Origin of the sequence: Actinoplanes campanulatus, from assembly GCF_014647795.1 — a bacterium.
In the GTDB taxonomy this organism is placed as follows: Bacteria; Actinomycetota; Actinomycetes; order Mycobacteriales; family Micromonosporaceae; genus Actinoplanes; species Actinoplanes campanulatus.
The window spans coordinates 260,573-281,739 of sequence record NZ_BMPW01000007.1 but is presented as its reverse complement, the minus strand read 5'-3'; the positions used below and the strand labels follow the sequence as shown (position 1 = coordinate 281,739).

Genomic DNA, 21,167 nt, shown 5'->3' with positions numbered 1-21,167 from the left:
TCCGTCAAGAGGTCGCACCGACCGGCTCACCGTCCGGCCCCATGATGTAGCCGAACTGGGCAAGCGATCCAGCACGGTCGATCTCATCGAGAGCGTCGGGGGCGAAGCTGGGCATCGGCGGACTGTCGGCTCGTTTGCGCCAGCCACGCATCGGTACGGACCGGTACTCGAGGTCGACCTCGCCGTTCTCGGTGTGGAATCCGCCGTCGCGTTCGAAGAGCAGGATCAGCGGCTCGAACGGGTCTTCCAGATGAGTGGGCAGGTCGATTCCCGGCGTGGCCCGCAAGGCGGCCCAGCGGAGGATGAACGGCGTCACCTGCTTGACATTCAGGCCGCCTCGGCCGGCGGCGATCTTCTCGATCACACCGTCGAGTACGTGCTGGTCGATGCGGACACGGGAATCGACGCAGAGCGCTATGTCGAAGAAGGGAACGGGCGAGTCACATCGGTAGGCGGCCGCCCATTGCGCGGCGCGACGGAAGTACTCCTTGAGCAGGACCGACTTCGACCAGCACCGGTGCCCATGCCGTTCCCAGTCGATAGCGCCCAGGCGGTCCGCCATGGCGCGTACGGATTCTTCGGGTGTCATCGTCCCCATCCTCGCAGAGCCGCTTGGACGATCTGATCCAGGTTCGAGAGGTCGTCGGCCATCCGAAGGCCGGAGCCGTCCAAGCCGAATTTCCGCCAGTGCGCGAAGGGCGCCTCCGGCCGCCACTGGTTCGGCGCCAGTTCGTGAGCCCCGGGGTGGTCGCGATGCAGGATGCGGTCACCGTCGGCGTCGAACGCGTCCGGATGTGCCGACCGGTAGGGCAGTCCGGCCTCCATCAGCTTGTTCTCCACGTACTCGTGGGCCGCGAGGTTCCGGAAGGCGGCCATCTCGTCCGCGGTCAGGGTGCCGTTGACGGCGCTGTCCCAGAGGTCGGCGATGAGCTCGTCCGGCGTGAAGTACCCGCGCTCCACGTGGTTGGGACCAAGGGCGATGTCGTGCTGCTGCACGAACAGGTTCTGGCGCACGACTTCGACGACCGCGCGATCGATGCCGGTGTTCGCGGCGGCGAGAGGAGTGTCCTGCGGGCTGTTGCGGATGCGCACGTAAGCCTCGGCGGCTCGATCCGAGAACCCCTGGCCGTCGTCGATGAAGTCGGAGCCCCGGGGAAAGTCCGGCCGGAAGTCGCTCGCAGCCTGGTCCTTGGGCGGGCCGCCCTGCTCCTCCAGCACGATGATCCGGGTCCGGTCGCGCCATTCCGGCGGCAGCTGGTCACGGGTCTGCTGCTCCAGGACCGGATCGTGCACCTGGCGGGTGTGCGAGCCGGGCGGCAGCACCGCCTCCTGGTCGCGGGGGAAGGAGGAGAACACCGAGATGTCGCGAGCGTTCACGCCGGTGAGTTTGTAGACCGCGATGATCCGGTTGTCGCTGGCCGGGTTCTCGGCCATGAACCGGACGGCGACCTCCGGCAGGCGGCTGACGCTCAGCACGCTCAGCGCCATGCCGTGCGGGAACATCTTGTTGCCGTAGATCGGTGACCAGACCGGTGTCGACCAGTCGCCGCGGTAGGCGATCACCGGGCGTTCGGGCGTACCGATGGCCGGCAGTTGCCGCAGGGCGTCGTAGACCATGTCGGCGTGCCAGCGGACCTCCTCGAACAGGCGGGGTGCCACCTCGCCGAGTTCGCGGCCGATCTGCTCGCGGGCCGCCTGTATCTCGGCGTCGGCGCGCATGACCTCGGCCTTCGCCTGGCGGGCCGCGGCCCGGTCGCCCTCGGCCAGGTGACGCTGCACGTCCTGTCTCGCCGCCTGCATGTCGTTGGCCGCGTCGAGCCAGCGTTGCGCCGCCGGGCGCAGTGGTGACGTGGAGTCCAGGTGCCCGGGGCCGTCGTGCAGCACCGGCCGCAGCGCCAGCGGCAGGGGCAGCGGCTTGTCACCCTCGGACAGCTTGCCGAGGTAGTTGTCGACCAGCTCGCCGATCTTGCGGTCGTGCACTGCCCGGACGGCCGGCTCGGACGCCCCGAACGTCAGCATCTGGGCCGTGATCACGTTGTTGATCAGGTAGTGGCTGTGCCGGGTGTAGACGGTCAGCGCCATGACGTGCGGCTTCGTCAGGCGCTGAGCGAGCTCGGTCGGGTCGACGCCGTTGCGTTCCAGCCAGTGCGCCAGGTCGGCGTCGGTGACCCGGCCGGTCTCCAGCTGAGGCCAGAGCCGGTCGGCGATCTGCGGCACCTTGTGCTGCGTCTCGGTGAACCCGTCCGGGTCGAGCGCGTGGTTGAGGTAGCGGGCCTCGTGCGGGAACAGGGCGTCGGGCGCGATCTGGGTACGCAGTGTGTGCGCGTCGATGCCGGGGATGCCGCGGTAGAGGTCGATCGCGGTCGGTCGCACACTGCGCGAATGCACGGCGACCGGCTCGACACCGGCGATGCCGGCGCCGCGGAGCAACTCGATCAGCGAGTGGTCGCGTGCCGGCAGCATCCAGCCGATCAGGCTGTGCAGGAAGCGTTCGGCGGCCACCCCGTGGATGCCGAGCATCTTCGCGCCGGTCAGCATGCGGGTGGTGGTCGCCGAGACGCCGTCCAGTACGGGGTAGCCGTCCCGCCCGATCCGGGTGGCCCAGGTGCTGCCGCCGGTGTCGTGCCAGACGTACCCCTCACGCCACGGCAGCTTGGTGTCGGCGTCCAGCCGGCCGACGATCGACTCGACGAAGGCTCGTTCGAAGCGGCCGAGCGGCGCACCCATCCGTTCGTAGTGCCCGAGGGTGGTGGCGAGCGCCAGTTGCTCGTCCACGCCGCGGGGCCGCCGGCCGGCTTGGCTGCTGATCACCTCGGTCAGGTCCCGGAACGGCCGTTCCGAGCGCATGATGACGTTGGCGGTGGCGAACGGATGCCGATTGAAACGCGGTGATTCCGACGGCGGGAACCGCTCCTCGACGCGGCCCATGATGGCGCGGTTGAGGCTGTGGTCCAGCTGGCGTTCCATGCCGCGCAGCTCGTCCACGTCGATGCCGGCCCGGCGCGCCTCCTCCCAACGGCCGTTGTCGATCACGTCGAGCAGCGTCCTGGCGAGGGTGTGCGGGCTGTCCCGGTTGAAGTACGCGGCGTTGTAGAACGCCGTGGTCAGCTCGCGGACGTTGCCGTCGCGCAGCAGCGCGTCCAGCGGCACGCCGAGACCGACCTGGCCGGCGCTGTTGTACGCGTTCTCGTCACCGCGGAAGAAGGCTGCCTCGACGTCGCGCGTGATCGCCGCCCGGGCTGCCGGGTCGGTGACGCCGCTGGTGGCGAGGTCGGTCAGCGCGTCGCGGAGTCGGGCGACCGCGTCCCGTGCGGCGTTGAGCGCCTCCGCGTCGTTGAAGTAGTGCACGCCGAGCCGCACCTCGAAGGCGAGGGCCTCGGGCGTCCAGTCCGGATCGCGGTAGAAGCGGTCGTAGCCGAACGGTGGCTCGTCCGGTCGCCGACCGCCGATCGGCCGGTTCAGGTCACCAGGATCCGGCCGACGGCCACCGGCGTCGGTGTCACGCGTTCCACCACCAGCGTCGTGAGGTTCAGTTCGCGAGTCCGGGGAGTCTCGAACTCCACCCCGAGGACCTCCGCCGTCGCCCCGGTCACCGCGTCCACCAGTCTCTGTCCCCGCGTGATCTGCCCCGCGAGCAGCCTGCCCGTCACCAGCAGACCGCCACGGCCCGGCAGGTCCACGACCTCCTCGATCTGGAACTGTGCCTTCTCGGACACCTTCCCACCCTTCGAATCCTTGCCGGAACCGCTGGAGCGCGGCCGCCTCGCTCGCGAACGCCTCGTCCTCGAGCTGGCGCAGCGTGTGCGTGCCGGGGTCGCGGCCCTCGCGCAGTTGAACAACATGTTGGTGCTCGTGAGCGACCGTAGCCGCCAGCGTCTCCGCGTCGGCGAAGGCCGCCGGGCCGAAACGGATCTCCGCGCCCCGCATCTCGGGCGGGGTGATGGCGCTGATCCGGCCGGCGTCCATGTGCCCGAGTTCCGCCATGTCGGTCACCAGGTGGATGTCCACCCCGGTGAGGTCGATGCCCATCAGCTCGGCGACGTGGGCGACGGCGTCCGGGTGCAGCGGCACGTCGCTGCCGTTGAAGAGAACATCGAGATTGGTACGGGCGGGCTCGTGGTGTACGGGCGGCTGGGGCTCCGGTTCCGGGAACCGGTCCGGGTTGAGCGCACGGTCGATCCGGTCGCGCTGGGCCTGCCTTTCCGCATCGGAGAGAACGTCGTCGTACCGCCGGTGCAGTGGCCGGTCGTCAGTCGTCGTGTCGCCGGGCCGGACGGGCTCGTCGGCCGGGGGCCGTTCCGGGTGGGCGGCGGGAGGCTCCGGCTCGGCCCGCAGCGGTGCTTCGGGGCGCGCCCCGGGCACCTTGGTTCCGTGCCAGCTGGCGCCCATCATGACCCGCTTACCGATCCAGCCGGCGTCCCTGCCGGTCTCGCCGGCCCGTCCCACCTGGCTCACCTCGTGCGGTGACGGGAAGCCCGGACGACCGAACGTGCTGCTGTGATAGCGCTCCAACAGTTGCCCGGCCGCATCCTGTTGATCGGCCAGACGTTGCACAGCGGTTCCGGCATCGGGAAAGCCATGCTTGCGCAGGATCTCGTCCACGGTTCGCGCGTCGCCGAGGCTGTCGGCCTCGACCAGCCGATCGAGGTCGCGCTCGAGCGCACCCAGCTCGGACTGGAGGCGCTGAAACACCGATTGCGCCTCCTGCGGACCGAACCGCTGGGTGTCCCAGCCGTAACCGGCCCGCGCCCAGGCGTACCCGCCGATGCTCGATGCGGCGTGCAGGCCGACGCGGCTCACGCCGGACTCGGCGTACCAGCCCTCCAGATGGTCGTTGAACGCCCGGGCGAACCCGGATCCCTGGATGCCGTGGTCCAGGGCCAGCGTGACGTGGAAGGCCTCGAGATGCCCGGTGTCGCGGTCGATGACGAACTCGCGGGTGATCCGCCCGACCGGGTCGGGCCGGTCCGGGTGCATGACGCTCATCCGGGCGACCATGTGGCCGGGCTGGGCATGCACGCTGTCGACGCGTACGTCGAAGCCGGCGTAGTCGCGCCCGCTCAGCTCGCGCGCGAAGGCCCGCTCGGCCACCGGCCCCCAGTGCGCGGCCTGCTCCTCGGTGCGCGGGAAGAGCTCCCGCAGGGGGGTACGGGGCTCGCCGGGGCCCCGTGGACCGTCGCCGCCGGGATCGTGCGGCACCGGCTCCGGCGGGACCTCGTCGCGTGGCGCCGGGTCATGCGGCGCCCCGTCGTCGTCATGGGGCCGGCCGGTCTCCGGCCCGGCGTCGTCGAAGCGCGGCATCGCCGGTGTCTCCGGCCCGTCGTTGCGATACCAGTCCGGCACCCGGTATGCGGGATCCGGCGCCGTGTGCTGCCGCCCACCGATCACCGGGTCGAGGCCGGTTCGTGCCGGGGCCGTCGCGCCCCAGTCGAACAACTGGCGGGGAACCCGATGCCCCAGCGTCTCCAGATCCCGGTCGAGGCCGTCGATCTCCTGCCGCAGCCGCTGCTGCTCCTCCGGCCGCCCGTGTGCCCAGTCGTGCAGGCGCTGCAGATGCAGCCGCTCGTTGAGCCGCGCGGCCGTGTGCGCGTCCACCCGCGGAACGGACGTCTCCGGCCGGGGTTGCTCCCCACCACCGAAGACGCGGCCGATCGCCGACAGCGCACGACGGACCACGCCGTGCGGCTGCGCCCGGTTCTCGCTCGCGTGCTGGAGCGCCAGCGTCTCGGTGATCTCGTGCACCCACACCCGGGACAGCTGATCCGCCGCCACCCGGTTGTTGACCCGGACGATGTGCGGGTCGTCCGGCGTACCGGACCGGACCGTGGTCTCCGCCAGGGCGCGCATGCCCTGGCCGACCTCCGGCCGGAAGTGCCGGACGGCGCCATCGGTCATCTCCACCCGGACGGTCGGCCCGTCCGGCACGACGTACGCGACCCGGCCGTCGGTGAAATCGCCCGCCAGCGCGTTGTGCGCGGCCTGGCGCAGGTCGCCCACAGTCACGTCGGGCTGCTGCCATGGCCGCCCGTCCGGCACGAAGTCGGTGCCCTCGATCGCGCTGGCCGTGTGCCGGACCCCTTCCGGCCGGGCCGTCTCCACCGGGGTGACGCGGTCGAGGGCCTCGTCGCCCAGCCGGTCGACGGTCGCGGCGATCTCCTCGGCGCTCTTCGGCCGCGGTGTCCCGTTCCGGTCGTGGTCGGCGAGATGCTCGCCCGCCCAGCGTCCGAGCTGTTCCGGCCCGCCGCGGCCGGTCAGCGTCTGCCGCACGCTGTCCGGGGTGAGCGGTGGGGGAGCCGGCGGCTCCGACGGGTCCGCCCGGTGCACACCGACCCCGTCGGCGTCCCGCACCGGTACGTCGGGCGAGGTCGTCTCCTCCAGCCCGCGCAGCGCCTCCGGCCCGTCGGCGCGCGGCGGCGGGGTGTCGTCACCCGGCCGCGACGGTCCGTCCGGTCCGTCGCCGCGTGGCGGCACGCCGTCGTCCGCCGGCCGCAGCTGCGGCCCCAGCTCGTCGTGTACCGCCCGGAAGGCCGCGTCCAGCGCGTCGGTCACGTGCGGCGCGCGGGCCGCCGGATCTCCCGGGACATGCGGCGACAGCACCACACCGGCCGGTTGCGTCTGCCGCCAGCCGCCGCCGTCCAGCGGCTCCAGCGCGGGCCGGACCACCACCGACCGCCCGGGCGGCACCGACTCGTTGACCTGCACGACGACGTCGATCTCGAGCCCGTCGCCGTAGCGGACCCGCAGGGTCCGTGACTCCGCATCCCAGTCGGCGCGGTGCGGCTGGTCCGGCGCCCCGGCCTCGCGGCCGGCGACCAGCGCGCCCAACTCGGCCTCCAGCACGGCGGCGACCTCGTGCGGCGCGGCCACCGGATGGTCCGGCACGGGCCCGTCGACCGACACCAGACGGTACGGGTCTACGCCGCGTACGTCCCGCCCGCCGGCCAGCTCTCCCGTTCGCGCCGCAGCCGAAGGATCTTCGTGAGCACCGCCGCGTACGCCCGGTCCACCGTCCCGTCCACCGGGCTCCCCGCCAGCGAAACCTTCTCGATCACCAGCGCCCGGTCCATCGTCGGGTGACCGAACTGATATTCCACCTGTCTCTCGTCCTCGCGGGTTTTCCGGAAGTCGACCAGCAGCGCCATCCGAGTGCCGCCCTCCCCATCTGTTGTCCAGGTCCTCGCCGGTGCGCGCCGGCACGATGTCCTGCCAATTGTGCTGCTGGTTGGCGGCGTCGTGGGCCTCCCGGTAGTCCGCCTCGGGATTGCGGCGCATGTAGTTGGACTCGGCCAGCTCGTGGTTGAGCAGCACCAGGTCCTCGGGGAGGTGCCGGCCCTCCCGCAGCCGGATCCAGGCCTCGGCGATGTCGGGGGAGGCGTCGAAGCGCCGGATCTCGACGGTGCCGTCGTAATCGGTGATCCGGTGCGGCTCCACCATCAGGTGCTGCTTGATCTGGTGGATCTCCGCCGGCGTGTAGCCGGTCCGGCCCTCGGAGCGGGGCACGTCCCCGAGGTTTCCGGCGATCTCGGCGACGTCCGCGTCGTCGGCCCGGAACCGGTCGTACGCCCGCTCCGCCCAGTCGTACGCCGCGAACTCGTCCCGCGGCCGGATGGACGCGCCGGTCATCGCGTCACCCGGCTCGCCGGAACGGTCAGCCGGGCCGTTCTCGAAGTCGGTCCGCAGCTCCCGCAGGCGGTTCTCCAGGGACGGGATGTCGGAGAAGTGCTCGCGCCGCCAGTTCTGCGCCGCCGAGTCGCGCTGGTGCACCTTCTGGTTCATCAGCGCACGGCGTTCGTCGACCCCGGCCAGGTGCTCGCGGGCCAGCGCGGGATCCACGCCGCGTTCGAGGAGCCGGATCGCCTCCTGCAGCCGCACGTGGTACTCGACGATCGTGTCGTACTTGGCCGACAGGATCCGCTGGGCGCCCTTGAGTTCGACGCGGGTGCCGTTGGCGCGCTCCCGGTACGCCTCGGTGCCCAGTTCGCCGCCGAACCGGTCGAGCATCTGCCGGACGTGGTCGAGCTCGTGCTCCAGATCCAGCCAGCGCATGCCGTCGAGGTGGCGCACCTCGCGTTCCTCGTGCAGAAACGTCTTGCCGTCGGCGCTGTAGACGTGCCGGATGACGACCCGTGGCCCGGCCGGGTCCTCGACCAGCCGGAAGCCGTTGTCGGTGAGGAACCGCGTCACGTCCGGGAAGTCGGGGTGCAGCTCCATGCGTACCGTGCCCTGCCGGATCGACTCCGGTGTCGGCATCTCGCCGACCTCGGCGCCGGCGCTGCGCAGCGGCGGTTCCTCGCCGGTTCGATCGGCCGGCGGGCCCGCCTCGTCAGGGTCCCGTGGTGGTCCGGCGGGCGGATCGCCGTCGCCGCGGCCGCGTACGGCGTCGTCGCCCTCGCGTGGCGCGCCGGTGTCCTGGTCCGCCCGTGGCGTGGCCGGGTCGCGGGGCGTCGGCGCATCGGCGTCGTGCACCGGCCCGTCGCCGCGGGGGCCGGTCGGCGTCGTGTCGGTACGCGCCGGGCCGTCCGCCGGCCGGCCGGGCGGGGGAGCGTCGTCCGCGCGCCGCTCCGGCACCGTGTGCTCAGGCGCCCCACGGTCGGTGGCCGAGCCGGTCCGGTCACCCGTGGAGGTCGTCGTGTCCGCTGTGGTCCGCGGTTCCGCGACCGGCCCACGGTCAGCGGCAGGCGTGCGGTCGCCGTCCGGGGCACGGTCCGTGACCGGCGTGCGATCGGCGCCGGGTCCCCGGTCGGTTGCCGGGCCGTTCTCGGCGACGGGCCCACGATCAGGGGCCGCAGGCCGCGCCGGCGTCCCGGAGTCCGGCGGGTGTCCGCCATCTGCCCCGCTGCGGTCCGCTGCCGGGCGGTCGGAACCGGCGGGTGGTTCGGCGCCCCGTCCGGCCCCGGCCCCGTCCGGATCAGCCGGTACCCGTACCCGTTCCTCGGTTCTCGGGGCCGGGTCCTGCGGCCGGCCGCCGGTGTCCCGGTCCCCACCGCCCTGCCGTACTCCGGTGGTGTTGTCCCCGGACCGCGCGCCGGCGCCACCGCCGCCCTCACCGCGTGGCGCGGGCGCGTCGACGGCGCCGCTCGGGAAGTGCTGGTTCATCGCGGCGACCACATCGGAGCGTCCGGCGATCTCGTCCGGGACACTGACCTCGCCGCGGCGCTCGAACGCCACGTAACCGTCGCTGGTCAGCAACAGCCCTTCGCGGCCGTTCGCCCGGGTCGACGCGAGGTTGAAGCCGCCGTTGTCGCCCGGCAGGAACTGCACGTCGGCGCCGATGCGGACCGAGCCCATCCGGGTGTGCGGCATGCCGGGGTTGGCGTTCTCCAGGACCGTCTGGCCGCCGAAGACGACACCCGCCATCGCGCCCTCGGCCGCGCTGTGCCGCACGGCGCCCCAGTCGATCTCGTTCTTGCCGTCGCTCTTGAGGTAGTCGACGAGCTCCTGGCCGTACGTCAATCCGCCACCGGCGAGGCCGCCCCCGACGCCGTGCCCGACCACGCCGCCGAACATGCCGGCGCCGTAGGCGGCGCCCTGGATGGTGTGCGTCCTGATCTGGCCCCAGTCGAGACCTTCGGTCCGGTTGCCGGACAGTCCCTGGCCGAACTGGCCGAGCAGATTGCCGCCGCCCATGAAGCCGGCGCCGAAGGCGACGCGGACCCCGACGTACTTGGCGAACTCCTTGCCGAGCGTGACCTCCGCGGCCCGGGTGGCCGCGATCCGGCCGACGGTGGTGGTGGCGGCCTGCTGGACCCCGCGGCGGGCCCAGTTCTGCACCAGCTGCCGGCGGATCTCCTTGGAGAGCTGGCGCTGCGCCTCTCGCATGGCCTGCCGGCGCAGCACGCCGCCGACCTGCTGGGCGGCGAGCCCGCGCAGACTCTGTGCGGCGAGCCGGTTGGCGACCGCTTTGGAGATGCCGCGCGCCACGATGGTGCGGGCTCCCCGGGCGATCGCGTCCCTGGTCATCGCCGAGGTGATCCGCGGGCCGGCGGCGGCGATGACGCGTGGGGCGGCGGCCCGGATCACGGCCGGGCTGACCCGGGTGGCGATCGCGCCGGGAAGCTTGGTGAACAGCGTGGCGAGGCTGCGCATGACGACCCGCAGCTCGAGCGCCGCGATCTTGCTGACCGTGGTGGTGGCGGCCTTCGCCAGGGCGATGCGGCAGGCGGCGAAGAGGCCCGGCGCGGCGCCGAGCGCGGCGCCGGCGGTCGGGATCGCGGCGGCGATCAACATGTAGATGGAGACCGCGAGCATGATCAGGTTCAGGGCCGCCATGAACTTCATCAGCTCGACCTCGAGCCCGAAGTTCTGGGCGCCGCGCTGCATCTGGGCGGCGCTCTCGGCGGTCTGGCGCAGACCTTCGAGGTACGCGAACCACTCCTGCGTGAAGACCTGCGCGGCGCCGTCGCCCGACCAGTTCTCCAGGATCGGGTTGGCCGCCTGCATGACCTCCTGGTACGCCTCGTTGAGCGCGTCCGCGAGCCGTCCCCACTGGTCGGCCAGGTCGTAGGCGTTGTTGGCGTACGCCAGCGGAATCGGGCCGATCAGCAGGTCAGCGGCCCACGACCCGGCACCGGGGATCCACTCCTCGATCTGGCCGAACCAGTCGAGGATCGAGGTCATGACCTCGTGTTCCTCGTGGCTCATGCGTCAGCGGGCGCTCTGGTTGATCTCGGTCGCGCCCTGCTGGTCGCCGGCCTCGTAGTTGACCATCGCCTTGTTGACGAAGTCGCCGATCTCGGTGAGTTTCGTGCCGCAGTACGCGGCGCCGAGCCGTACGGCTTCGTTGGCCGGGTGGCCGTCGCCGTCGGTGGCGTCGGCGACCTTCTTGTACTGCGCCACGAACGGGTCGGTGAACTGGTCGCTCGGGAACGTCTTGGGTTCCCGCTCCTGCGCCTCGATCTCGTGACAGATGCCGGACACCGCCGTGACCAGGTCGGCCCCGCGGTTACGGAGGCCGGTGGCGATGCTGATGATCTCGGCAGGGCTGGACCTGATCTCCACGAAGTTGCTCATTCGCGATCCTCGCTCCGCAGGCGTACGTCGGCGTCGTGGCTGCCGACGAACGTGGTCATGTCGGTGTCGCCGATGGCGCGCAGGTCGCCGGGCAGGCTGCCGCTGAGCAGCTCACGGCTCTGTTCGCCGGCGTTCTCGACGGCCGCGCGCACGGTTTGCACGATGCTCGCCGACAGGGCCTTCGAGTTCGGCTGGCGCAGCACCCGCGGGTCGATGTCCAGCTCGAGCAGATGCCCGCGCGGGCCGACGACCGCCTTGATCATGCCGTCCGGTGACCAGGCCGTGCCGGTCACCTCCAGCATCCTGCGCTGCAGGTCGGGCAGGCCCTTGGTGGCCTTCTGCAGGTCGGCCATCATGCCGCGGAGCACGCCCCAGTCGGGTCGCCCCGGTACGTCCGCCAACTTCCTCGCCTCTCTCACCCGGCCGGGCGACCGGCCGGACGATCCGATGGGGATGTCCGGCCGGCGCCGGCCGGCTCCACTACATTCCGGCCGCGATCTGCTGGTCGATCTGCTGCATCCGGTCCGCCGACGCGCCGAGCTTCACGCCGACGCTGGCCAGCGCGGCCTTGATCTCGGTAGCGCCCTGGTTCCACTTCTGCCGGGCCTCGTCGCAGGCGGTACCCGCCTGACCCTGCCAGTCCTGCGCGAACAGCTGCGTGAACGCCGTGTAGAGATCGTTCAGATCCTGGTCCATCCGGCCCTGGAAAGTGCCGATCGCGGTGGCGACGTCGTTGATCTGACCGAAGTTGTAGGTGATGCTCATGTCGAAATCTCCCCTCAGCCGCGCAGGATGCTGATCACGGAACTGTCGCCGGTGGCGGCCGCCGCGGCGCGGATCTCGTTGGCCGCGTCCTCGTCGTTCACGCCGTACTGCGTGGAGGCGTTGCTCATCTTGCCGGCCAGTTCGTCGAGCGCGTTGATGATCTTCTTGAGGCCCTCGTTGAGCTGCACGGAAACGTCCTGAAGAGCGTTGTTGGCCGCGCCCGCCATGCCCCCGCCGCCGAGCGACTGGACCCGGTCCAGCAGCTGCGCCATGCCGGTCGTGATGTTCTGGCCGGTGTCCTCACATCGCTGCGCCATCGCGTTCAGCTGGTCCTGGGTGGCATGGACCTGGCCCATTCCGGGTGTCGCTGACAAAGTGGTTCACCCCGCCTCTCGGTGTCGGCTCGCTCCGATCGAAGCGGCACACGATTCTGCATCGAACGCTGACGGTAACGGTGATCGTCCAGCCGCGGCCACCCGGAGTGGCCAATTCGCGTCAACGGTTTGTGCCACGATCGACATTCAAGTCCTTCTTCGCCACCACGCTCCCGGCCGACTACCCTGGCAGCGCTACGGTGTCGTGTCGGACGGGCAGCCAGGACGGGGAGGCAGGATGGGCCACGAACCAGGGGAGACCGCGCCGTACTCCTCGGAGACGTACGCGAACACCCACGCACCGTGGGTGAGCGGCGACCCACTGAAGGTCGATGTCGAGGGCCTGCGCGACTACGCCAAAGACATGCTGGACCAGCGGCTCGACCTGGCCGGCCGCGCCGCCCACCTCAAAGAGCTGTTCAGCATGCCGGTCGAGGCGTGGAACGGCATGGTGCTCGGCGAGGCGGCCTTCCTTCGGTCGCAGCTTCTGGCCAACGCCTCCGAGCTGAGCGCCTACCTCGGCAATCTCGGCGAGACCCTGTTCAACGTGGGCTCCGCGGCGCAGACCATCGCGGACATCTACGGCAACGGCGACGCCATCGGCGCCGCGGACCTCAACGACGTCCTGTTCGCCTTCGGCGACAAGAGCGTCCCGCGCCCGGCCGGGCTGCCCAAGGGCATCGGGCAGACGTACGAGGAGGCGCTGCGCGCGGGCGCCGCCGGTGTCGTTCCGCCGACCGAGACGAGCGCCGAGTGGGGTCCGGCTACCTCCACCGTCCAGTCGCCGTACCAGTCGACGCTGACCTCGGAGAACGTGGTCACCGGTCAGACCCGCGAGGTGGTGACGACCACGATTCCGGGCACCGGCGCCACGGTCGTCACGACCACGGTCTACAACAGCAAGGGTGACGTGGTGTCGACCAGCAGCACCCGCACCACGACGTCGTACGACGCCACCAGGAACCAGCAGGTGAAGGTGGTCACGAGCGGCGACACCACGACCACCACGACGACCACGTACGACGGCAAGGGCGAGATGACCGGGGAGACCGCGCAGACCAGCACGGGCGGGCGCCGCGAGATCACGATCGACCCGGAGACCGGTGCGCGCACCGAGACGACGTACAACGCGAAGGGCGACGTGACCGACCGGATCGTGATCGGCGCCGAGACCGAGGGGCAGCCCGGCGTGCAGAAACCTCTCAACGAGAAGTACGACCCGTACCTGAACGGCAGCCTCTGAGCACATGGTCGACTACTGGGGCGCCAAGGCGGATCCGAACTACGGATACAGCCCGTACAGCGGGCAGCTGCACTACGGCCAGCACGAGTCGTCGTCGGAACCGTTCACCTCGAAGGCGGGCGACGGCAACAACATGACGATCGAGGAGATCCGGGCACGCATCCACAACATGCACCCGGAGCAGGTCTCCGCGCTGGGCGACCAGTGGCAGAACGCGTGGACCATGCTGGACAACGTCCGGACGTACGTGTTGCGGGAGAGCACCCTGCTGCACGACGAACGCTGGGAGTCGCCGAAGGCCCGGGACGCGTTCCTGCGCAAAGGCCCGGGCGAGGCCCTCGCCTATCTGGACGTCTGGATGGACGCCGTCCAGAAGAACGTCACCGCCCTGCGCCATCTCACGCAGATCACCATCGACGCCCGGCGTGACATCGACACCCTCTGGACCGAGTACGAACAGGCGCTCAAGAACGCCCAGAAGGTCGACTTCGCCGGCCAGCTCAGCGAATGGGTCGACGTTTCACGGCACTACGGCTTCGAGACCTGGGACGACTCCAAGCAACAGCAGGTCAAGGAGCAGGTCGACCAGGTCACCCGGGACTTCCAACGACGGGCCCAGGAACTCGCCTACCGGGTCGGCAACGAGCACTACGAGTACACCTCGATGGTGAACACCGGTGTCGGCCCGCCCTACCGCCCGATGAACGTGGTCCTCAACACGCCGGGCAGACCCGCCATGCCGAACGCGCCGTCGCTGCCTCCGGGCGCGCCGAATCCCGGCACGCTGCCGCCGGGCGTCCCGCCGCCGCCCCCACCGGCTCAGCAGAACCAGCCGCCCGCCCCGCCGCTGCCGGGCGAGGACAAGCCGACGATCACCCCGCCGAAGGCACCGTCCGACGCGCCGGAGGCGCCGGCGACCGATCTGCCCTCGAACCCGGGCACACCGAATCCGGTGAACCCGCCGGTGAATCCGCCGATGCTCACCACCCTGCCACCGCCGCCCCCGGCGTTCACCAACCCGGGCGTGAAGCCACCGGTCACCAACCCCGGCACCGGTCCGGCGCCGTCACAGCTGAACAAGTCGGCCGCCCCGCCGGCGCCGAACACGAGCAAGCCGCCGAATCCCGGCCAGCTGACCAAGAACGCCTTCACCAGAGGACCGGGCGGCGGCAGCCAGCTCCCGCCGGGATCCACCCAACCGCCGGGCAAGACGCTGCGCCGACCGAACGTGCCGGCCGATCCGTCCCGGGCCAACCCGGGCCAGCCGCAGCCGGGCCGGCCAGGCGAGCGTGGCCGGGACGACCGCTCGGGCCAGCGCACGCCGGTCAAGCCGACCGCCGCCGGCGACGGCGCCTTCGGCCGCCCGACCGGCAACACCGCACCGCCGGTACTGAAGAATCCCACCGGCGACCGCGACCGGGTCCGCCCCGGCAGCCGGCAGGAGATGCGCCCCACCGCGCCCACCGGCGGTGACACCACGCCGCGCGACGGCACGACCCCGCCGGTGTTGCAGCGGCCCACGCGTACCTCTGAGCCGCCCACCCCGACGCGAAGCCGGACGGCCCCCACCACTACGGCGGGTCCGTCCTGGCTCGGCGCCGAACAGGCCCGCGCGGCCGCCGGTAACCCGATCATCGACGCCCCCGCGCCGCCGCCAACCGGCAGCCGCGTGTCCAGACTCGAAGAGGTGCCGAAGGAGCTGCGCAGCCGTGCCGCGACCAGCACCACCGGTCCGGCCCGCGTGGAGAAGCCGGGGACCGTTGCGCCCGAGCTCAATCGGCGCCGAGTCGGCGACGAGCGGACGGCCGGCGTCCACCCGGCCGACGACGAGGCCCGCGGCGTGGTCACCGACGAGCAGGCGTTCGAGGTGCGGACCCCCGGCGGGGGCGTGGTCACCGGCAAGCGCGAGGAGGCGGTCTACGAGCCCGAGATCCGCAAGATCCTGGGCGGCCGCTAGCCTGCGAGAAAGGGGGTGGACCGGTGAAACTGGGGTCGGACGCCGACTACAACGTTCGGGTACGAGCGCGCGGTTGGGACGAGGAGGCCGAAAACGCCTCCTTGTACGACGGCATGTACACCTTCGACCTCAACCAGACCGTCTCGGTGTCGTTCGTGCCGGCTCCCGGCACGGAGCGCCCGTGGTCGCTGGACACGCTGCCCGAGGACATCGCCGACTTCACGACGCCCGCTCAGGCCCGCCTGCTGGAGATCCTGACGGCGCAGTACTCGGTCACCCCTGATCCGGCCCGCGCCGGCACCGAGGAGCAACTCGCCTGGCCCTTCGACTGGGCCGGCGACGGCGATCCTCCCCGGCCGACCATCTTCTACGTGACGCCGGAGGAGTTCACCCGCTACGCCGGCGACCTGGAGGCCCTGTCCGAGTTCGCCGGCGGCACCCACTCCGTCGTACGGCGCTCGGAGGTCACCGGCCACCCGGTCGTACGTTTCCTGGAGCAGCGCATCCTCGCGTCGCCGAGACTCAGCCCGCTGAGCGCCCGGGCCCTCGGCCGCCGGCCGTGAACGGGGCTGCCACGGCTGCTGGACGAGGCCGGACTGGCCGGACGTCGACCAGATCCAGCTGAACCCGCGCCTTCCGCGCCGCGCACGGTGTCCTCACGCGGTCGTGAGCGCCTCTCGGTGGCGGCGACGTCGACGCGCTGACTCCGACGAGTTCGGTCCCTGACGCGCAGAGTGTCGGCGCGTTGTGTCCGGCACGCAGGGCACCGCGTGCGCAGCCGCGCGACGATCCCGAGCGGCGGAGCGGTCACACGCCGTGCTGTCCGAGTCGCCATGCGCAAACGCGATCGACCGGAATGACCGCCCAGGCGCTTCCCCAGCGCTCGGTCCGCCAGTGCCGACCCAACGCATCGACATCTGGAAATATTTACGTAACAATGTTTACAGAAAACGCTCTCATGTCACCCCCGCAGTAGATCGACCACTCCGTACGAGAGGACGTTCTCCGTGACAAAGAATGCAGGTTTCGCGGACCGAGCGCTGTCACGCAACCTCCGGCGCCTCCTGGTCCTCCTCACCGCGGCCGTCACCGCACTCGTCGGCAGCGCGGTCGTCCAGCAGCAGCCCGCACAGGCCGCTTGGAACCTCGTGTGGGCCGACGAGTTCAACGGGTCCGGCGCGCCCAGCAGCGCCAACTGGAACTACAACGTCGGCAACGGCCTCAACCCCGGCCTCAATGCTTTCGACGGCTGGGGCAACGGCGAGTGGGAGTGGTACCGCCCCGAGAACTGCACGCAGTCCGGCGGCAACCTCGTGATGCGCGCCAACTGGCTCACGACGCCCATCACCGTCAACGGCCGCAACTTCTACCAGACGTCGTGCCGCATGACGACGGACACGAAGCGCTCCTTCCAGTACGGCCGCATCGAGGCGCGCATGGCGCTCCCGACCGCCACCGGCTCGTGGCCGGCCTTCTGGATGCTCGGTGACGCGTGCGACGAGACGTCCACGAGCGCCTACAACCCTGCACAGACCTACTACGACCGCCTGCCCACCAACTGGGCCAGTTGCGGCGAGGTCGACATCATGGAACACGCGAACGCGAACGCGACCGTGACGAACAACATCTTCTGGGATCTCCGGACCGGCGTGTTCCCGTGGACAGCGGGTCAGAACGCCAACTACGTCGCGAACCCCGCCGTCAACAACGCCGCGGCCTTCCACGTCTACGCGATCGAGTGGACGGCCGCGCAGATCCGCTGGTACGTCGACGGTGTGCAAACGCACGTGATCGACACGACACCGGCGACCCTGGAGGAGTTCCGCAAGCCGTTCCACATCATCTTCAACCTGGCGCTGGGCGGCACGTACCCCGGACAGAACCCCGTGCAAAGCCAGTTCCCGCTCACCGCATCGATCGACTACGTGCGCTACTACCAGGACGGCGGGGGCACGACGCCGCCTCCGACGGGCGGACCCGCGACGCAGGTCAACGGGCCGGGCGGCAAGTGCGTGGACGTGGCCGGAAACGACACGGGCGGCAATGGCGCGGCCGTGCAGCTGTGGACCTGCCAGGGACCTTCTCTTTCGAAGGACCAGCAGTGGAGCTGGGACGGCCAGACCCTGCGGACGTTGGGCCGGTGCCTCGACGTCACCAGCGCGGGTACGGCCAACGGCACGAAGGTGCAGCTCTGGGACTGCAACGGCAGCGGCGCACAGAACTGGGTCCAGGAAGGTAACCGGTTGCGCAACCCGAACTCCAACAAGTGCCTGGACTCCCCGAGCGGCTCGACAGCGGACGGCGCGCGACTGCAGATCTGGGACTGCAACGGATCGGCCGCACAGTACTTCGTGAAGGCCGCGTGACGGCCGGCCGAGGGGCACACTGACGGTCAGGGCGCGGAAGCGGACAAGCTCCCGCGCCCTCTTCCGCGCGTTCCGGTGCGCGCGGCGTCCGACCATGGCAGAGATCTGCTAAGAACTGATCCCCTGCACAGGGCGGCCGTCCTCGAGATAGCGCACCCGTTTGGTCTTCCAGGCGGCGCGTACCCGACGTCGGACCGGTCCGCTCAGCAGAGGCAGCGCCGTGTCGATCGGCAGGATCCGGCTTTCGGCGATCTCGACCGGCTGGGGGACCACCGTGTCCAAGACGGCGTCGTCGAAGACGCCGCAGTCGAAAAGGAAGCGCATACCACCCGGACGGCCAGGCCGTGGGCGCAGGAAGTCTACGCACACGAGCCGCCCCGTGGTGACGTTGAGGCCGCACTCCTCGTTGGTTTCGCGGCGACACGCCTCCCAGGGTGACTCGCCGATCTCGACAATCCCACCCGGGATCGTCCAACCGCCCTTGTACGTCGGCTTCAGGATGAGCAATCGGCCCTTGCGGCCACGCACCAGAGCTCCGGCAGAGGCCGGGATGGTCGGGAGTGTGAACGCCAGCTCGGGTACCTCACCGGCGGTGACGTCGCTCATGGAGATCATGCTAGATCTGGCGCGACCGATCGGCCATCCGTCGGGCTTGAGCATCATCCCTCGCGGTTCGCGTGGCCCGGCCAGTAGTTGAGTCGCGGCTACTGGTAGAGGGCCCGGGTGCACGAGGGGCACGCGAAAGCACGGAACCGGCCCGAGATGGGTGGCGGATTCGCCATGCCGTTGCTCGGGCCGGTTCGGTAGCTGTCAGGAAGCGATGCCGCGGGAATCGGCGAAACCCATGGTCAAAGCCGTATCCGTCGAGGATGCAGGACCTTACGGTGATGCCCTCGATGAATTGTTGGCGACAGGGTCAGCTGGGCGCGTTGAGGGTGATGGCAGCGCAGTCTGTGCAGGTCTTGTGCCGACTCTGCTGGATCCTCTGCCCGGAGGGCGCCGGCAGTTTCGCCTCATTGTAATCGTGCTTCCAGGCAGACCAGGAATTGTTGACCTTGATCTGGACCCAAGCATGTCCAGCGCAGTCGTTGGGGGCTGAACGATGGGTCTCCGCCTCGAATCCCCAGTTCTCCGCCGTCCAGAGACAACCGCTTCGCTCGATGATTCGTGTGGTGGGGCCAGCCGCTGCGGAGGCGGACGACGGCACCATCACAGCGACTGCCGCCAGCGCCAATGCGGTAGCCGATCCCATGAAGCTGAGCTTCTTCATCTGTACTGCTCTCCTATTCGTCGTTGAAACTGCCAAGAGGAGGTGGAGTGCTAGAAAGTCGGAGTCAGCGTGTAAACGCCGCAGTCGGAGCAGGTCTTGTGCTGGCTCTGCTGAATCGGGTGCGCGGCGCTGGGCAGAGGGATGACGATCCACCTCTCCTTGTGTTGCCAAGAACGCCAAGACCCGTCGACCTTGATTCGAGCCCAACTGTGCCCCGTGCAGCCACCATCGGTGTCGACGCGCTCGGTCTCGGCCTCTCCCGACCAGACCTCCGCATGCCACCTGCAGTCCCCACGGTCGATGAACGTGCTGTTCGCAGCGAGAGCCGGGGCTGGAAACGCGATCACGCCCGTGACGATCGCAGTGGACACCGCCAGAGCACTTACGAACGGCGGCTTAGCCGCCTTCTTGACCCCCATGGATGAAACTCCTTACTTTGGTTGACCAGCTAAGATTCCCTGCTCACGGACGAACAACGGTGAGCAGGTTCGGTACCGAGAAATGCTCTGCCGGCCAATCGGGTTCCGCCCGGCTGAGCGAGATGGGGTGGAAAACGTCGCAGTCGGAGAAGGAAAAGAGATTCCCCGCTTCACACGCCGATGTTCAGCGACCGGTTGGGATGAAGTGTCTGCGCCGACTCCTTGACGCACTTAAGGACATCGTCGAACGCAGCCTTCCCCGCGCTGGCGACCAGGTCCTCTATGTTCGTCTCGTTCCTGGTTGTCTGGATTCCCTGCTTGGACAAGCAATTCTGCGACGCTTTCAGGATCGCGGGATCCATGACGGGCTCGGACGATGCCACGAATGACTCCTGGATTCTTTCCAGGTAAACCTTCTGGCAGCCGTCTCCGTAGCCGAGAACCTCATCGTCCGAGAGTTCGGGGTTACCGAAGGTGAAATCGATCGTCTGGTTTCCAACGGGGTCCCACCCCTCGTCGGTAAACCTCAGATTGTATCGCGCGAAGCATTCGCCCACCGCTTTTACCGCTTGCTCGTAATCACTACGGCTCACGGAGCCATCGGCCATCAGCCTGTTTTGGAGATCTTCGCCTTCTTTGATGTCACGATCGTCAAGGTGGTAGGTCTGCTGATTTATCGCAGTGGGTTTCCCACTTGACGGTTCACTGACATCGCTGCAGCCGGCGAGGCCACATGCCAGCAACGCTACTGCTATCGACAATACCCTCTGGGAACGCATGACAGTCTGCCTTGGAAATAGGGAGCGCGGGGCTCGGTGGGCCTTCTCATCACCAGATCAGGTGGAGGCCGTGCGGTTATCGGTTGCCAGATCCGTGGTGGAAATCACCGGCGACAGACAGTGTCGTTGCGTCGATGACGAATCCGGCTCCAGATGAGCCCCTGCGTGCAACTGTTGACATGCGAACCCGTTCCCCCGAATCGGTTTCTTTATGTGCGCGGTCATGGCGCGGGCTCCCGGGCCATGGCCCGCGACGGCGACATCCCGTGTATCGCGGACGTGGTGCCTGCCGGAATACGTCCGGGCTGGTCAAGCGGCATGCTCGTACTCGTGGCGGGCCAGCGTGAGCAAGAACGCCTCGATGTCACGGCGGACGGCTGGGCTGGTGATGGGCGTGGAAAGGACCCGCACCACGGGCGCCTCGCTGGCGACCCACTTCACTCGGCGAGAGGTCCAGAGCAACGGACCGGGCGTAATCCCGCCACCGCGCTCTGGACCTACTCAGCGGTCAGTTCAGGCCCAGATCCCGAAACCGAAGCGGTCGGCGACGGTGCCCGTGCCCCAGTCGAACTCCATCTTGAAGGTCGTGCCGTCTGACACGTTGGTGGCGACCACGATGCGGTTCTGGGTCCTGCTGTTGTACGACTTCCAGCTGCTCTGGCAGTACCCGGCGCCGACGAAGCAGACCCGCACCCTGCCGACGGCGTCGCCGCTCTCTGCGACCTCCCCGAGGGCGAAGTTGATGTCCTGGCAGTTCGCGGTCGTCGTGTAGGTCGGCGACTTGCTGTTTCCAGCGGACGCGCTGCCGTTCACGTACCAGGAGTGCACGTTGTCCGTGGAGATGCAGGCGGCCGCGGAGGCGGACTGGCTGGTGGCGACCTGGACGCCGACCACGGCGGTCAGCGCCACGGCGGCGCTCCCGAGGACGGAAAGTGCCTTTTGACCGATTGACCTACGCACAGAAATCCCCCGTACTAGAAATGT

At 69.7% G+C, this 21,167-nt stretch carries 15 protein-coding genes; 4 read left to right on the top strand and 11 right to left on the bottom strand.

Going from position 1 to position 21,167, the window contains the following annotated elements; all coding sequences use genetic code 11:
• Positions 1 to 4 precede the first annotated feature (4 nt).
• From IEZ13_RS15940 to IEZ13_RS15915, 6 genes are all read right to left on the bottom strand, one after another.
• Entirely contained in the window at positions 5 to 589 is a 585-nt protein-coding gene (locus IEZ13_RS15940; RefSeq protein WP_183221800.1) for a hypothetical protein, read from the bottom strand.
• Positions 586 to 10,617, bottom strand: a complete 10,032-nt coding sequence (locus IEZ13_RS15935) for a WXG100-like domain-containing protein (RefSeq protein WP_183221801.1) — start codon at positions 10,615 to 10,617, stop codon at positions 586 to 588. Before IEZ13_RS15935 ends, IEZ13_RS15940 begins: the two co-directional genes overlap by 4 nt.
• Before the next feature lie 27 nt (positions 10,618 to 10,644).
• Positions 10,645 to 11,010, bottom strand: coding sequence for a hypothetical protein (locus IEZ13_RS15930; protein ID WP_183221802.1), 366 nt, complete (start codon positions 11,008 to 11,010; stop codon positions 10,645 to 10,647).
• Positions 11,007 to 11,411 carry a YbaB/EbfC family nucleoid-associated protein gene (locus IEZ13_RS15925; protein ID WP_183221803.1) on the bottom strand — a complete coding sequence of 135 codons (405 nt, stop codon included), beginning with the start codon at positions 11,409 to 11,411 and terminating at the stop codon, positions 11,007 to 11,009. The genes IEZ13_RS15930 and IEZ13_RS15925 overlap by 4 nt, the downstream gene beginning before the upstream one ends.
• 79 nt (positions 11,412 to 11,490) lie before the next feature.
• Complete coding sequence (locus IEZ13_RS15920; protein WP_183221804.1) at positions 11,491 to 11,775, bottom strand: WXG100 family type VII secretion target; 285 nt, start codon at positions 11,773 to 11,775, stop codon at positions 11,491 to 11,493.
• A 14-nt stretch (positions 11,776 to 11,789) separates the two neighbouring features.
• Positions 11,790 to 12,131: a WXG100 family type VII secretion target gene (locus IEZ13_RS15915; RefSeq protein WP_183221805.1), complete on the bottom strand. Its 342-nt coding sequence runs from the start codon at positions 12,129 to 12,131 to the stop codon at positions 11,790 to 11,792.
• A gap of 256 nt (positions 12,132 to 12,387) precedes the next feature.
• On the opposite strand from IEZ13_RS15915, the gene IEZ13_RS15910 reads away from it, so the two are divergent.
• The 4 genes from IEZ13_RS15910 to IEZ13_RS15895 all read left to right on the top strand — a co-directional run bounded on the left by IEZ13_RS15910 (position 12,388) and on the right by IEZ13_RS15895 (position 17,715).
• Positions 12,388 to 13,392, top strand: coding sequence for a hypothetical protein (locus IEZ13_RS15910; RefSeq protein ID WP_183221806.1), 1,005 nt, complete (start codon positions 12,388 to 12,390; stop codon positions 13,390 to 13,392).
• A gap of 4 nt (positions 13,393 to 13,396) precedes the next feature.
• Positions 13,397 to 15,349 carry a hypothetical protein gene (locus IEZ13_RS15905; RefSeq protein ID WP_183221807.1) on the top strand — a complete coding sequence of 651 codons (1,953 nt, stop codon included), beginning with the start codon at positions 13,397 to 13,399 and terminating at the stop codon, positions 15,347 to 15,349.
• A gap of 23 nt (positions 15,350 to 15,372) precedes the next feature.
• On the top strand, positions 15,373 to 15,912 hold the full coding sequence (locus IEZ13_RS15900) for a hypothetical protein (protein WP_183221808.1): 540 nt from the start codon (positions 15,373 to 15,375) through the stop codon (positions 15,910 to 15,912).
• Positions 15,913 to 16,356: 444 nt separating this feature from the next.
• Positions 16,357 to 17,715: a ricin-type beta-trefoil lectin domain protein gene (locus IEZ13_RS15895; protein ID WP_183221809.1), complete on the top strand. Its 1,359-nt coding sequence runs from the start codon at positions 16,357 to 16,359 to the stop codon at positions 17,713 to 17,715.
• 108 nt (positions 17,716 to 17,823) lie between these two features.
• On the opposite strand, the gene IEZ13_RS15890 is transcribed toward IEZ13_RS15895, so the two are convergent.
• The 5 genes from IEZ13_RS15890 to IEZ13_RS15870 form a co-directional block, all read right to left on the bottom strand.
• Positions 17,824 to 18,321 (bottom strand): NUDIX domain-containing protein, encoded by a 498-nt coding sequence (locus IEZ13_RS15890; RefSeq protein WP_183221810.1) that lies wholly within the window; start codon positions 18,319 to 18,321, stop codon positions 17,824 to 17,826.
• Positions 18,322 to 18,631: 310 nt separating this feature from the next.
• Positions 18,632 to 18,985, bottom strand: coding sequence for a hypothetical protein (locus IEZ13_RS15885; RefSeq protein ID WP_183221811.1), 354 nt, complete (start codon positions 18,983 to 18,985; stop codon positions 18,632 to 18,634).
• A 50-nt stretch (positions 18,986 to 19,035) separates the two neighbouring features.
• Positions 19,036 to 19,404 (bottom strand): hypothetical protein, encoded by a 369-nt coding sequence (locus tag IEZ13_RS15880; protein ID WP_183221812.1) that lies wholly within the window; start codon positions 19,402 to 19,404, stop codon positions 19,036 to 19,038.
• A 170-nt stretch (positions 19,405 to 19,574) separates the two neighbouring features.
• Entirely contained in the window at positions 19,575 to 20,183 is a 609-nt protein-coding gene (locus IEZ13_RS15875; RefSeq protein ID WP_183221813.1) for a hypothetical protein, read from the bottom strand.
• A gap of 513 nt (positions 20,184 to 20,696) precedes the next feature.
• Positions 20,697 to 21,092 (bottom strand): hypothetical protein, encoded by a 396-nt coding sequence (locus IEZ13_RS15870; protein WP_183221814.1) that lies wholly within the window; start codon positions 21,090 to 21,092, stop codon positions 20,697 to 20,699.
• Positions 21,093 to 21,167: the final 75 nt, after the last annotated feature.